The sequence below is a fragment of the Bacteroides sp. 2_2_4 genome, from assembly GCF_000157055.1.
GTDB classification, from domain to species: Bacteria; Bacteroidota; Bacteroidia; order Bacteroidales; family Bacteroidaceae; genus Bacteroides; species Bacteroides ovatus.
The window spans coordinates 577,731-590,670 of the sequence record NZ_EQ973358.1; the positions used below are offsets into that span (position 1 = coordinate 577,731).

Annotated in this window: 17 protein-coding genes and 1 pseudogene; 13 read left to right on the forward strand and 5 right to left on the reverse strand. The window is 43.2% G+C overall.

The genetic code is table 11. The annotated features are described in order from the left end of the window. Positions 1-208: 208 nt before the first annotated feature. The 6 genes from BSCG_RS17115 (at position 209) to BSCG_RS17100 (ending at position 3,390) form a co-directional block, all read left to right on the forward strand. Positions 209-493, forward strand: a complete 285-nt coding sequence (locus BSCG_RS17115; RefSeq protein WP_008771349.1) for an LPD11 domain-containing protein — start codon at positions 209-211, stop codon at positions 491-493. A 104-nt stretch (positions 494-597) separates the two neighbouring features. Then, the gene (locus BSCG_RS29640; RefSeq protein ID WP_008997476.1) at positions 598-951 is read left to right on the forward strand and encodes a hypothetical protein; all 354 of its coding nucleotides are present in this window, start codon (positions 598-600) and stop codon (positions 949-951) included. A 45-nt stretch (positions 952-996) separates the two neighbouring features. Next, a complete protein-coding gene (locus BSCG_RS17110; protein ID WP_008775666.1) occupies positions 997-1,482 on the forward strand; it encodes a hypothetical protein in 486 nt (161 codons plus the stop codon). Positions 1,483-1,487: 5 nt separating this feature from the next. After that, positions 1,488-1,679, forward strand: coding sequence for a hypothetical protein (locus BSCG_RS30455; protein ID WP_008775667.1), 192 nt, complete (start codon positions 1,488-1,490; stop codon positions 1,677-1,679). 8 nt (positions 1,680-1,687) lie between these two features. Beyond that, positions 1,688-2,128 (forward strand): PcfK-like family protein, encoded by a 441-nt coding sequence (locus BSCG_RS17105; RefSeq protein ID WP_008775668.1) that lies wholly within the window; start codon positions 1,688-1,690, stop codon positions 2,126-2,128. Continuing rightward, positions 2,125-3,390, forward strand: coding sequence for a PcfJ domain-containing protein (locus tag BSCG_RS17100; RefSeq protein ID WP_008771353.1), 1,266 nt, complete (start codon positions 2,125-2,127; stop codon positions 3,388-3,390). The genes BSCG_RS17105 and BSCG_RS17100 overlap by 4 nt, the downstream gene beginning before the upstream one ends. A 191-nt stretch (positions 3,391-3,581) precedes the next feature. Here the strand turns inward: BSCG_RS17100 and erm are convergent, their stop codons facing one another. After that, the gene (gene erm, locus BSCG_RS17095) at positions 3,582-4,382 is read right to left on the reverse strand and encodes a 23S ribosomal RNA methyltransferase Erm (protein WP_008771354.1); all 801 of its coding nucleotides are present in this window, start codon (positions 4,380-4,382) and stop codon (positions 3,582-3,584) included. Between the two features lie 106 nt (positions 4,383-4,488). On the opposite strand from erm, the pseudogene BSCG_RS17090 reads away from it, so the two are divergent. From BSCG_RS17090 to BSCG_RS17055, 7 genes and pseudogenes are all read left to right on the forward strand, one after another. Continuing rightward, a pseudogene (locus BSCG_RS17090) lies at positions 4,489-5,380 on the forward strand (IS982 family transposase). Positions 5,381-6,217: 837 nt separating this feature from the next. Then, positions 6,218-6,529 carry a hypothetical protein gene (locus BSCG_RS17080; protein WP_007850547.1) on the forward strand — a complete coding sequence of 104 codons (312 nt, stop codon included), beginning with the start codon at positions 6,218-6,220 and terminating at the stop codon, positions 6,527-6,529. Positions 6,530-6,534: 5 nt separating this feature from the next. Beyond that, positions 6,535-6,867, forward strand: a complete 333-nt coding sequence (locus BSCG_RS17075; protein ID WP_008771356.1) for a hypothetical protein — start codon at positions 6,535-6,537, stop codon at positions 6,865-6,867. Between the two features lie 48 nt (positions 6,868-6,915). Next, complete coding sequence (locus BSCG_RS17070; protein WP_008771357.1) at positions 6,916-7,278, forward strand: hypothetical protein; 363 nt, start codon at positions 6,916-6,918, stop codon at positions 7,276-7,278. An 11-nt stretch (positions 7,279-7,289) separates the two neighbouring features. After that, a complete protein-coding gene (locus BSCG_RS17065) occupies positions 7,290-7,541 on the forward strand; it encodes a hypothetical protein (RefSeq protein WP_008997478.1) in 252 nt (83 codons plus the stop codon). Continuing rightward, a complete protein-coding gene (locus BSCG_RS17060) occupies positions 7,535-7,762 on the forward strand; it encodes a hypothetical protein (protein WP_008771359.1) in 228 nt (75 codons plus the stop codon). Before BSCG_RS17065 ends, BSCG_RS17060 begins: the two co-directional genes overlap by 7 nt. Positions 7,763-7,770: 8 nt before the next feature. Further along, positions 7,771-8,397 (forward strand): hypothetical protein, encoded by a 627-nt coding sequence (locus tag BSCG_RS17055; RefSeq protein ID WP_008771360.1) that lies wholly within the window; start codon positions 7,771-7,773, stop codon positions 8,395-8,397. 37 nt (positions 8,398-8,434) lie between these two features. On the opposite strand, the gene BSCG_RS17050 is transcribed toward BSCG_RS17055, so the two are convergent. The 4 genes from BSCG_RS17050 to BSCG_RS17035 form a co-directional block, all read right to left on the reverse strand. After that, complete coding sequence (locus BSCG_RS17050) at positions 8,435-9,265, reverse strand: phosphoribosyltransferase (RefSeq protein WP_008771361.1); 831 nt, start codon at positions 9,263-9,265, stop codon at positions 8,435-8,437. 49 nt (positions 9,266-9,314) lie between these two features. After that, entirely contained in the window at positions 9,315-10,388 is a 1,074-nt protein-coding gene (locus tag BSCG_RS17045) for a nucleotidyl transferase AbiEii/AbiGii toxin family protein (protein ID WP_008771362.1), read from the reverse strand. Beyond that, complete coding sequence (locus BSCG_RS17040) at positions 10,385-11,107, reverse strand: DUF6577 family protein (protein ID WP_008771363.1); 723 nt, start codon at positions 11,105-11,107, stop codon at positions 10,385-10,387. Before BSCG_RS17040 ends, BSCG_RS17045 begins: the two co-directional genes overlap by 4 nt. 200 nt (positions 11,108-11,307) lie before the next feature. After that, positions 11,308-12,940: zincin-like metallopeptidase domain-containing protein (locus BSCG_RS17035; RefSeq protein WP_032849448.1), on the reverse strand; the 1,633-nt coding region annotated here is incomplete at its 5' end.

The window sequence follows — 12,940 nt, forward strand, 5'->3', positions numbered from 1 at the left end:
TTCCGCTAATGGCTTGGTGGACTTGACGACAACTTTCCTCAATTTCCACCAAGTGTTAATTGGGTATTTCATCAACTCCTCAGCCATTTACTTGTCTTATCCTTCTGTTTCCACAGTCTCTTGGTTGCACGTAAAATTCAGATTCCGACAAGAAAGCCGATAAAAGCTTCAAAATAAGGGAGAAGAAAAAATCAAAATAAAAAAGATTATGGTAAATATGGAAACAAATTCAGATGAGAGAAAGATAATAGACAGAGTTTTACATCGTGATATGGTATTCAGGTACCAATTATTAGGTCGTTTACAAGCTGATTGCGAATACTACCTTAATTACGGCAATCGGAATATCAAACGCTTGTGGGCAGGCAATGTAAATCTGCAAATTAAACTGATGGCTGAACTTTATAATAGTTTCAAGGAAGACGAAAAACCTCAATGGCTTACAATGGATGAAATTATTGCATACGGAAAAGCAATGGCAGAGGAAGAATAAAATTGATGTATTAACGGACTGAGCTGGTATTTGGCTTCAGTCCGTTATCATCGTTTCCTTCTTTGATGGCAATGCCTTTTATAGTCCGTTTAAGTATAACCTAAATGGAACCTAATATCCTTTTTTATCCGGAAGATAATTGTCGTTACCTTTTTAATAGTGTGCCTTTGACTTTTATATTTATTGAGAATTATGAACTTTCCCCGGCTCATCTTGTCAGCTCTATTTTCCTCTGCAAAGGTACTGCGGCGAGGGAACGCCAAGTACCGTTCCACCGATCGGCTCCACTAATGCCTTATGGATTTGACGACAGCTTTCCGCAATTTCCGGCAGGCGTAAATTGGGTATTTCATCAACTCCTCAGCCATTTACTTGTCTTATCCCTCTGTTTCCACAGTCTCTTGGTTGCACGTAAAATTCAGATCCCGACAAGAAAGCCGATAAAGACTTCAAAATAAGGGAAAAGAAAAAGACAAAAGTTCAACGATTAAAACAGACTGATTATGCACAGCAAGATTTTTCAAATCACGGAAACAAGAGTTGACAGGGACAACTACTTGAACGAGGACACCCTTGAACAAGGGGACGGACACTATTACGACTATTGTTCGGAGATAGACGAGGAAGAACGCAAATTCCATATCGCCAATCTGATAGAAAAGGCATTGCCCAAAGGGATGTTCACCCTTGTGGCAGAAAACACAATCCGATACAATGGCGGTGCGGACAAGTGGAAAAAGGAATTTGTTACAGCCATCCAAGAAAAGGCACAAGCCGTTACCGTTGAAAACTGCATGATGTGTATTGGGGCGGTGTACCAGCTTGAAAAATTTCTCAAAAATCCGCTTGACCTCGGTTATCAGTTCTATATGGACGAGTATGGTGTCAACGGCTATGCCGAGCAGTCTTACTCGTTTTTACAGACGGTCAGCCAGTTTGAGCCGGGAAAACTACTTTACATCGGTGGAGTTATTGACTATCATTTCTAAACACTATGAGGACAAGACGAATGACAAAGGAACAAGGAAAGCGGTGCAATATCAGCCGATTTCCCAATTTCCACCACACAGGCAGTATCAAAGGAATGAAACGGATGTACTACGGAGACCAAGCACTTTTGGTAAGGTGCGGAGCGTACATATACAATGTTTCAAGTGAACCAAGTATCTATTATCAAGCAAAATAACAGACATTATGAAAGGAACAGAACATTTCAAGCAGGCAATTAAGGCATATCTGGACGAAAGAGCCAAGACCGATGAACTCTTTGCAGTGTCGTATGCCAAAGAGAACAAGAATTTGGACGATTGCGTGACATTCATACTCAACCAGGCAATGGCAATCTGTAAAGAGGGCGGTTGCGGTATGACCGATGACGAGGTTTATTCGCTTGGAGTACATTACTATGATGAAGATGATATAGAAGTGGGAAAGGCGGTCAACTGCGGAGTGATAGTCAACCATAGAGTAGAACTATCTCCCGAAGAACAAGCCGAAGCGAGGGAGAATGCACTCAAAACCTACCAAAACGAGGAACTGCGTAAAATCCAACAGCGAAACAGCAAACCGAAACCGACCCCGAAAGCGGTCAGACAAGAACCCGAACAACCGACATTATTTGATTTAGGACTATGAGAGCAAAAACGAGATTACAGCATAAGGTAGTAACCGCCAACGGACGGTTACTGCCACAGACAAAGAAGCAGGAGTTATGGGCATTCCGTCAATGTATCAGCCATTACGCATACCGCACCAAAAACGGAGGAACGACCTGTATGGATTGCGGTTATCAATGGAACGAGAGTAACAAAAAGGTGTGCCGTTGCCCACATTGCGGTGCAAGACTGGAGATACTGGACACCAAGTGCAGGACATTCAAGGACAAAGCGTATTATTCCACGCTTGCCACACAGGACGGTTTACAGGTACAGCGTGTATTTCTTATGAACGCAAACTTCCGTAAAGGCAAGAAAGCGGAGTATTATTCTATGGAGATTGCACGCTATTGGGTGGACGATAACGGCAAGACGGAGATAACGGCATTGAAACGCACACTCGGACATTATGCGGACACTTTTGTTTTGGACGGCTGTCTGGAGTTACGGAGAGACAACTATGTGTATAGACGGATTGCCGATTGCAAGGTCTATCCATATTATTCTGCCACTCCAAAGTTAAGACGCAACGGATTGCAAGGCTCATTGGCTGACATCGAACCGACACGGCTTATCGAAGCCTTGTTGACAGACAGCAGAGCCGAAACGATGTTCAAGGCAGGCAGGAAAACCGATTTGAACTACTTCCTGCAACATTCAATGTACTTTGATTTGTATTGGAACACTTACAAGATAGTTTTACGCAATGGCTATCATATAGCAGATATTTCTCTTTGGACAGATTACATCCGCTTACTTGAAAGGTGTGGCAAGGATATTCACAATGCCCACTATGTCTGTCCATTAGACTTGAAAGCTGAACACGACCGCTATCAGGAACGGGCAAGGATTATTCAAGAACGGGAGGAGCGTGAGAAACAAAGGAAAAAGGCAAAGGAGAACGAGGAGCGTTTTAAAGAATTGAAAAGCAAATTCTTCGGACTGTCATTCACGGACGGACTGATTGTAGTCAGCGTGTTGGAAAGCGTGGATGATTATTACAAGGAGGGGAACGCCCTGCATCATTGTGTCGGACAATGCGAATATTATCTCAAACCGCAGTCGTTGGTATTTTCAGTCCGAATTGAAAACCAGCGTATTGAAACCATTGAATTGAGCCTTGAAACATTCAAGGTATTGCAGTCAAGAGGGCTTTGCAATAAGGCTACGGAATACCACGACCGAATTATTCGGCTTGTTCAGAAGAACGCCCGGCAAATCCGTAAGCGAATGACCGCATAATCTGTTCTGTTCTTTTCGTCAGCCACTTGTTACGACACACATTGTAGCAGGTGGCTTTATGCGTGGCTACGGTAACTTGCTGTTTACCGTAGTGATTTCTGTTATACAAGACTTAAATGCTAACTGTTGTGCATCAGCTTGAAGAACGAACTCCGAACTAGAAAATCTAACTTTAACAAGATAGGATTAGGTTATGACGGATGAAATTTTTCGGGGACAACTTCCAGCATTTCCAAAAAACAGTTTTTCCATTGACTTGGCGACAAACATACAATTTGTGCATTAAGGTTTATTCCGAACTTTTCCGAAATTGACCTGACCTGACTTTTTCTGAAAATTGACTTTAGGGCTGTTCTAACAGATAAATCAGGTTTCTGTAAAAGACAGGAAATAAACGCTAAATATTTGACTTTAAGTTCAAAATCAATAGACGACTGTTTTCTTTTAATTTTTAACAGAGCTGACTTGACAGTTGGCGGTGGCAAAAAACTTCCGGGACTTATCTCGTACAGGAACTCCAAATCATAAAAAGTATGATAAAACACCGTATATGGATTATAAACCTTACTTGAAACCAACTTTTTTGCAGGCTCTGACTGAAGGACAATGGAACCTCCCAAAAAAAGTTCGACATTATCAAACATCAAAATCCTGAAAATATCGGAAGTAATGCCATAAGGAATATTTGACACTACCTTAAAAGGTAACAGCGGAACTGTAAATTTTCTAAAATCACACCCAACAACCTGAACGTTTTGGGCATTATTAAACCTCTTACACAAATGCTTGTATAAGACCAAGTCGTTTTCAATGGCAACAACTTTGTTCACATTTTTCAGCAGGTGGACAGTAATAAAACCTTTGCCCGCACCAATATCCAAAACTGTATCTTGTTGAGTTATATTTGCTTGTTTTATTGCATCTTTTATTAGCACTTTGTCAATAGTAAAGTGCTGACCCGTGAAACGAACGGGCAATTTCTTTTTTGTCATTAATTAACGTCAGTTCGGTGAAATTAAGTTGTTGATTATTAGTAAAATAGCAATATATTTTGTAAATTTGAAATCACTACAAATCAACTTCACAAAATACATTGCTATGATCTCAAGAGACAAAATTACTGAAATTTTCTGTATGGCCGATGACTTTTGCAAACTTTATGACCGATTCATCAAGGCAAACGGTCTTGCACCTAAGCGAGACAAGTCCAAACGCAAGTATCATCGCGACTCGAGAATGTCCTCTGCGGAGATCATAACCATAATGATTTTGTTCCACCTGAGCGGATATAAATGTTTCAAGCATTTCTATATCAATGAAGTTAAAGAACATATGACTGACATGTTTCCAAAGACAGTGGCATACAATCGATTTACTGAACTTGAAAGGACAGTTGTAATCCCGTTCATTCTCTTTGTGAAGAGATGCTGTATGGGGAAATGCACCGGGATCAGCTTTGTCGACAGCACATTGCTTCGCGTATGCAGGAACCAACGTATTCATATGCACAAGGTCTTTAAAGGTATAGCTCAACGGGGGCTGTGTTCGATGGGATGGTTCTATGGCTTCAAACTTCATCTGATATGCAATGAGATGGGGGAACTGTTAAGCTTTAAAGAACAAGACTTTCGTTGAACAGTTGTTTGGAAAGTTGGCCGGCGACAAAGGGTACATATCCAAGGACATCTTCTCAAAGTTGTTTGTCGATGGTATTCAGCTTATTACAAAACTGAGAAATAATATGAAGGGACAGATAATGACGCTTAGTGACAAGATACTTCTCCGTAAAAGGGCCATCATCGAGACCATCAATGACGAACTTAAGAACATAGCCCAGATTGAACATTCGCGTCACCGATCCGTTACCGGATTCACTGTCAACCTTATGGCCGGGCTTGCGGCATACTCATTCTTCCCAAAGAAGCCGATGATTGCAGTAGAGAGGGTTGAATCAGAAGAAAACGGACTTATTCAGCTGTCACTCTTTTAGTTATAATTCATCGAACTCACGTTAATTACTTCTTACAGGTGAATACTTGAATTCAAATCGTGGAGAAGTGAATAGGCAGTATTACCCGACAGAGCAACTACGACAAAGCAATGCTATCAAAAAAAAGACAGCACACACAAAGCATAGACTGATTGTCTTGACCTAAAAGATTGATTGGAATTTATTCAGGACTGCCTATCACTTAGATAGAAGTCCAAGGTCTGCTGAAATACATAATTCAAAAATTGAAATTGCTTGACTGCAAAGATATTAACTTTATCTGATAAATTAGTAAAAAAAGAAAGCCGAATGCACAACAAGGTGTATAAGCAATAGCGGGGAAAGTGCCAAACTCAAAGTTTCTTCCTTTTAGCTATCTTTGTGCCTAACCGAACAGTAAGTGCATAAAATCCGCTACTGCTCATACACTTGACCGTTATAATGTACTGCATATATATCCTTTTGTATAATGTCGGCAACAAATAAAAACTATTGCCGAATTTATATCCTAAAACCTTTATAGGATAATCTCCCATTATAGTCATCGGAGGATTCTCCTTAGAGCCGGCCATCACGCCACACGGCATTGTTTTATCGTGCAAAGGTACTATGGAGGTAGAATGCCAAGTACCGCCTGCGCTAACAATTCAGTGGACTTAACGACAGCTTTCCACGAATGTGCCATTAGTGGTATTTCATTAACTCCCTGTTTATTTACTTGTCTTATCTCCCTTACCCCATAGTCTTTAACGCACATAAAACATATCCCGGTGGCGAAGTTTAACAGCTTCAAGCAAAGGGAAAAGAAAAAATGTTCAACATCAAAATTCATTAGAAATGGAGTACAACAATCAATTATCGGAGAATGACAAACGATTTGCGGACGAGTTCTCAAATTATGTGAACGGCAAAATGGCTTCACCCCGAAAGGTGGGCAAGGCATTGGCAGACGACCACCGCTATTTGGTAAACGAGAAAGCCAAACTGATGTTCTACTTTATGGAGCAGTTGGCGGAGAACTGGCACAAGGGAAGATATGACCAGCGTAACGAATGGGCGTGCCGTCTGGCAGCGGAAGCCATAGACCATTTGGCAGAGAACGACCTCTATCATTTGCCCGAAGAGTATTACGAAAACCATAAACAATAATGAATATGCAAGCACTTCAAATCGCCATCCCAAGATGGAACATAACAGAGTTGAACGGTTATGAGCCGATAACCACCTTTTGGCAGGATTTCTCCATTGCCGACAAGTTCGGGAACAATGCCATAGCCGACACATACAGGCGAGCCAAGTCCGAATGGAAAGACAACTACAAGTATTGGACGGAACTTTGCCTTGTCCTCAATCACAAGATATGGCAGTGGCACGAGCGAGACAATCAAAGAGCCATTCTCTATGACAAACTGTGGAGGGAAGCGGATGCAATGACCGCTGAATGGTCGGACGAGGAACAGGAATATTATTTTGAGATAACGGATTAAATCAACCAGTGGGGAGATTGGAGAGGTCTCCCCACAAAAACAAAGAGTATGACTACCCAAGAACAGATACGGAAAGTAACGGACATTGCCCAAGAAAAAGGCTGGAGCATAAGCGTTGAAGACGAAAACAAGACAAGCATACAATTTGAGTTTCAACGCTATACCAAATACGGGCAGGACTTCAATTTCAATGCCGATATGCAGGATGAAGACATCGACACGCTTATTGCCGGTATGAAGCGATATTACGAGGACTTTGACCCGGATTATGAAGCCTATTTATGGATTGGCGATGACGGGCACGGCAAGAATGGCGCACCTTATCACATTAAGGATATTGTAGCGGATATGGAAGAAGTCGAAGAAAAGATATACGAGTTGCTACAAGCACTTGAAGTTGAATTTATCTAATGGCTACAACTATGACTTTATCGGACAAATCATATTACAGAAGACTTTGCAGGAACATCCTTGCAGACCGCTTTAACTGGCGAAAATACTGCACACCGAGCCTTTATTTTGGCAGGGAAATTTGTGTAACACCGCTTCATTGTTCCTACGGACAAATCGGCTACACCATCAATTTCCCCTATACCAATGCACCGGAAGTGGAGTATGATTGGGAAATGAACAAACTTACGATTGATGATGAAAATTGGAAATTGGTATGTTAGACGAAATCAGACAAAACGGCAAAACAGTGTTGTCAGGAGAGGATGGGTTTTCAATACCTATGTTTTTCAACAACTTGTGCGGCAAAAAAATTTCAGGCGAGAAGTACCGGGATTATATCAGATACATAGCCTTCGGAGAAATGGGTTTCAAGCCCGGAGAAATCATGCTTTACCGCAATGGTACACTGGTAAGGACTGGTAAAATAAATATTGAAAAATAGATACGGATATGGGAACGACAACTATTCATCCTGCGGAGAGCTATCTTCGCAACGAAACCAATCCTTCGTCTCTATATGTGAGGATTGCAGGAAAACGCAGACGCTTGTTCATTAATCGGGACAGGGGTGTTATTGGCATTATCGCGCCCGGCAAAAGGACAAAAGATTATGCATTCACAGATTGGTCAAGCATCGAGCAGATATACTATCCCTCGCAAGAACAGGAGGCGAATACGGACAGGAAACTCATTCTGAAATATCAGAAACTTGCCCGGCTTGCCACACATACAAACGCCTGGCTTCGTGACATCGCAAATGCGGATTTGGATAAATCCCTTTACGAGAACCATATCACGACAGGAACACGCATTGACGGCAAATGTATCGGGCTTGCCACTATCGAAAAATATTGTGGAACGGCATCTATGCAGCGTTTCAGAGAGGCAATGAAGAACAAAGAGAGTTTTTCCACTTGTCGCTTTGATTTTTGCGGTTATGACGGAACGCTTTGGTGTGAGCCACGGGACAATGGCGATATGTCGGCAGGCTTCAGCAAAGAATACCGGAATTGTGGCAACGGCTATTACTATCTGCTTATCAACGATGAATACGTGATAGGCTATGATATTGACTGACTATATAGCTACAACAATCCAACCGCAAAGAAAGAGACTAATTTGATTTGGAAAAGCGGGTAATATAGTCACCCCACACCTCCAATTTGACAATCAGCGGATGCGGCATAGTGATAGTCTTGCCATAGAAAATGGCAGCTACCACCTTGCCACCGCACCGTTCTATCTCCTCCTTGTAGTCGGTCATACTTTGCCCGGTAGTCAGTACATCGTCAACAATAATAACATCTTTCCCTTTTATATCTCCTGTGATTCGGTAATTCCGTTCAAGTATTCGATTCTCATAACCTTTGGCTTCATGCAAACTTTCACGTGGCTCGAACACATCAACATCATATAGTCCTGATGTCAGATTCGGACAATGGGTACAGACATACCAGTTCAAACGCTTGAATCGCTGGATATATTTGAACTCATCGCTACAAGGCATGAACATGATATGAAAATGGTGGTCATCCATTTGTAAGGCGTTCATGCAAGATTTGAAAAACTCAATGCCGTGTATTTTTCCCTCCTTAAACTCATAGATGGAATGGCAGAACGCCTGCTGATCATCGTTGAGAAACGGTTTGTACCGGGATGGATAATATTGCCCATAGAATACTACTCTTGTACCGTGCAATTTGAATGGTTTGAGTGGTGGCTGTTCTTTGAATAAATCCGGATGTAAACAATAGAACATACGACAAGCATCCCGATGACCGGCTCTTACCGCCAAACGGCATAAACGGTCACGTTCATCCTCCTTCTCGGTCTTTTGCGCAGCTAAAAACGCCGTTTCTCCGGCTTTCCGCCGCCAATATCCAACGATATACCATAGGACACTGATAACACCGAGCAGGATTACAAATACCAGCCTTTCGTGCATCTTGACCGTGAATTATGCGCGGAATAGCCTTCGTGCTGTTTGCAAAAAATCATACTTCCAACAGTTCACTCGTCTTTGCCCAATAATAGAAGGCTTCCGGTAGATTGCTTTTCAACTTGTTCAGTTTGTTGGTCAGCGAAGGTCGAATAACCAAATCCTTGATGTCAACCGGATTGTTTGAATAGCGTTCCACTTCTGTGACTCCCTTTTCAATCAGCGTGGCTAAATAAGCCGCCCGTGCCGCATCAATAATAGCATTGTCTATCAGATACCGTTGTTTGTACATAAATGACTTTACACGGATGATTCCGTCTTGTATCAAGTTGAAATCACCTTCTCCGAATTTACCCCGTGTGGAGATACAGAGTGCCGTTTGACGGATGTCATTGAAGACCTGTCCGATATCCGTTCCCAAAGACCGGTACGAGAGTTCGACTACCGCAATCTTGCGGAAAGCCTCTGCGGTAATCTGCAATCCTGAAACATTTTCAAACAACCGCCCCACGTCATAAAGTTGCTTGGCTATCTCCATCGAACAAGATCTGCCGTTCTTGTAATAAGGTATTCCGGTAGTGTTGGGAGCGAAAGCTGTCAGTTTATCCCCTAAAATATCTTCTGCGGACGGAACAGTCACCATTAATGGTTCTCCCTCCAGCCGTATGAACGGGCAATCAATGGCTATTTGCCGGGTTTGGAAATAATGAATGTCCTCGTACAGTACATCCAGCAGGATATAGGATTGGGCGTCCGTGTCGTTCCGGTAAGCTATCTGATAGAAAAACTTGGAATGGCTTTTAGGTATGTCCGCATCGTCCCTTTGCTTGCGCTCTACGAGTTCCAGATTGATAAAGCCAAAATCGGCAAACGATTTCAGATAGTCCTCTATATTGGTTCCGGGAGGACAGATGACATCAATGTCGATTGACAGACGATGGGCAGATTTCCCAAGGATGAGCATAAGTGCTGTGCCACCCTTGAAGACGAGAGGACACCCGGCTTTAACCAACATTTCAAGCAGGGATAAGGCACGGATTACTTTCTCTATGAGGTTCTTGTCATTGTAGTGCAGTTCGGATGCAACCTGTTCAATCCATTCTGTCGTAAAACACTCTTTCTTTATCATTGTATGTTTAAGTTTTCTAAAATCGACGATAATTCTTTCTTCACTTTACGCCTGTCGGCATACCTGAAAAGCCTGTTCCTGTTGATTGTGTACAGGTTAAAGGCGTTTTCTATGATACGGTCACTCTCACTGCCTTGCAGGTAGAAAAAGTCCGTATCTCTCAATATATCCACTAACAGTTTTTCCAACGTGGGCATAGGCACGCCGGATACTTCTTGCAAGGGAGCTTCCGAAACAAGGTTTTTCACGAAAATGACACGGCTGTCCATATCCACATATCGGTATATCATATTTTTGTCCGGTCGTAGGTAAACATTGTGGTTCTTGTCTTTCAGAAAATTGAAAACGGTTTCTGCCGAGTCCCTGTCCGTTTCCACGTAGATGATGCGGTTGGATGAAAGGTGATGTTGCAAAGGGGCTATGATGTCCCCTTGATAAACACAGAATTTCGCAAACGGAAAATCCGATTGCAACAAACCGTAAACCTCCTTCACTTCCTCTATCGGTTGGGGTGAAAAGACCTGTTTCATCACTTTGGCATACGTTCCCCGCCCAGTTCTGACCAGTACATTTTCATTCACGAGCTTGAACAGATACCAGGACAAAGAAGACTTTTTGATGCCTGTCTTCTCTTGTAGATAAGCAAACAAATCTCCTAAACTAAAGTCATGATGAACTTCAGCATAGTCAAGTATGAATGTTGTCGTCTCGTTGCTCATGTGATTATTATTCCTTTCTTCGACTGCAAAGGTAACAAATTTTCGGCACTAATTCAGAATAGTGCCGATATTTTGCGACTAATTAAGGTGAAAAATCTCTCTTTTTTGTGTAAGTAGGACTTATCAGTGGGACTAAACCAATTCAGCCGCAGAGAGGGCGACTCTCTACGGCTGAACAGAACAGATAGCAGACTTTATACTCAGCGGTGCATCCCGCCACTGTATTCCACCTCCTCTTTTTGATATTGCTCCATTTCATTCAGCTTTTCATTGACGGATTGGAGATTGGAATCGAGCGAATTGTCGTGGTCGTATGGAAAACTGTGACTGACGGCAATCCCGGCATTGGTCGCCGTGCCGACATCAAGGGTGTCGGCATCCCTGTTATACCCGATATGGAGAATATCTCCGTTTGGCATTTCAAGGACAGGAGTACGCTGCCTTGTCATCGCAGAGAACTGCTCGGCCGCCATGTCTTTGGCAACCTCTTTTATGTCACTGCTTGCCAGCCGGACACCATACCGTGTGATATGGTCACGGATTTCCTGCTCAGAGTATTTCAGCATCACCTCGTAAGTTCCTCCCACGCTGTTGTTATAGATCACGGCAAAATCCTTGTCTTCTATCAGCAGATCATCACCCTTGTTCTGGCGAGGAGAGACAAAGGTATATTGCTCGTTGATTCCATTGCCGTCATAATACTCCTTGGCAAGCCGGAGTAATCCCTCATAATCGCCTTTCTCCCGAAGCGCATCCAGTCGTGAGGTGTCATCGGTGGATTGCAGATAGGCTACGGAAGAGTAGAACACCTTTCCTTCGGGTACGGACTGTTTGATCTCATTCCGCTGTCCGTTATCATGCTGCACCTTGCTTTTCTGTTCCAGTTCCTGCACTATTTTATCCACATTCTGCGTAACGAGCGAGGTAGCCCTTTTTACATCCAGAAGTGTGGTCTTGATAAACTGGGGCGATTCCTTCAAGTGGTCCAGCCAGGATTTCAGATAAGCGCAGCTCTCTTCTTTCAATGCCTTGCTCATGCCGTAACGCTGTGCCACCAATGCGCTGCCTAATTCTGCCACCAGTTCCTCACGTGCGTATTCGTCCGAACCGAAACCGGACGGTTTGATACGGTCGAGTTGCCCCTCGATGCCCGTACTGTGGGTCATCTCATGCCAAAGAGTACCATAATAGGATTCGCCGTCCTTGAACTGGGATTTTTCGGGAACCACAATCTCGTTCTTGGAAATGGAAAAGTATGCCTTGTCCTGGTGCATCGGCTTTATCGGGCAAATCCAGCGGTTATCACGGATCATCACATCCATCGGTTCAAAAGACATCTTCTCGCTTTCATCCAACTTTACGGCATCCCCATTCGCCAACTTGCTCCAAAGTTCCGGACGGGCTTCCTGAAGATTGGTTTGGGCTACATTGAATACCCGGAAGACCTGCATCTTCGGATATACATTGTACATCTTCTTCTCTTCATCGGAGAGTTTCTTAAAATCGTCATACTTGATCTTCTCCTTGGTCTCCTTGTGGATGCAGGTAAAGGTAGTGAGCATCACGGGGAAGGATTTTTCGCCCTTGTTCACTGACACCCTCGGCAGTTCCACGCCCTCCTTTGCCTGCTTTTCGGACGGTTTGTTCATCCGTTGCACGCAGTCAAAGGTGCAGAAACGCGGTATCTTGTAGCCCTCGTTCTCGCAATGAAGAAGCAACATCAGCGCGTTCATCCCATTATACTCACGTCCGGACAGATTCTTCGGCCACCCCAGGCTACCCTCGGTAATCCACGGTTTCGTCCAGTCCTTGCTGATGGTCTCGATACGCTCG

Bases quoted from the DNA above. Each gene is read 5' to 3' on its own strand.
- BSCG_RS30455 (WP_008775667.1), top strand. From the start codon at position 1,488: ATGAGGACAAGACGAATGACAAAGGAACAAGGAAAGCGGTGCAATATC.
- BSCG_RS17100 (WP_008771353.1), top strand. From the start codon at position 2,125: ATGAGAGCAAAAACGAGATTACAGCATAAGGTAGTAACCGCCAACGGA.
- BSCG_RS29640 (WP_008997476.1), top strand. From the start codon at position 598: ATGGAACCTAATATCCTTTTTTATCCGGAAGATAATTGTCGTTACCTT.
- BSCG_RS17045 (WP_008771362.1), bottom strand. From the start codon at position 10,388: ATGATAAAGAAAGAGTGTTTTACGACAGAATGGATTGAACAGGTTGCA.
- BSCG_RS17110 (WP_008775666.1), top strand. From the start codon at position 997: ATGCACAGCAAGATTTTTCAAATCACGGAAACAAGAGTTGACAGGGAC.
- BSCG_RS17115 (WP_008771349.1), top strand. From the start codon at position 209: ATGGTAAATATGGAAACAAATTCAGATGAGAGAAAGATAATAGACAGA.
- BSCG_RS17055 (WP_008771360.1), top strand. From the start codon at position 7,771: ATGGGAACGACAACTATTCATCCTGCGGAGAGCTATCTTCGCAACGAA.
- BSCG_RS17105 (WP_008775668.1), top strand. From the start codon at position 1,688: ATGAAAGGAACAGAACATTTCAAGCAGGCAATTAAGGCATATCTGGAC.
- BSCG_RS17060 (WP_008771359.1), top strand. From the start codon at position 7,535: ATGTTAGACGAAATCAGACAAAACGGCAAAACAGTGTTGTCAGGAGAG.
- erm (WP_008771354.1), bottom strand. From the start codon at position 4,382: ATGACAAAAAAGAAATTGCCCGTTCGTTTCACGGGTCAGCACTTTACT.
- BSCG_RS17040 (WP_008771363.1), bottom strand. From the start codon at position 11,107: ATGAGCAACGAGACGACAACATTCATACTTGACTATGCTGAAGTTCAT.
- BSCG_RS17070 (WP_008771357.1), top strand. From the start codon at position 6,916: ATGACTACCCAAGAACAGATACGGAAAGTAACGGACATTGCCCAAGAA.
- BSCG_RS17080 (WP_007850547.1), top strand. From the start codon at position 6,218: ATGGAGTACAACAATCAATTATCGGAGAATGACAAACGATTTGCGGAC.
- BSCG_RS17065 (WP_008997478.1), top strand. From the start codon at position 7,290: ATGACTTTATCGGACAAATCATATTACAGAAGACTTTGCAGGAACATC.
- BSCG_RS17075 (WP_008771356.1), top strand. From the start codon at position 6,535: ATGCAAGCACTTCAAATCGCCATCCCAAGATGGAACATAACAGAGTTG.
- BSCG_RS17050 (WP_008771361.1), bottom strand. From the start codon at position 9,265: ATGCACGAAAGGCTGGTATTTGTAATCCTGCTCGGTGTTATCAGTGTC.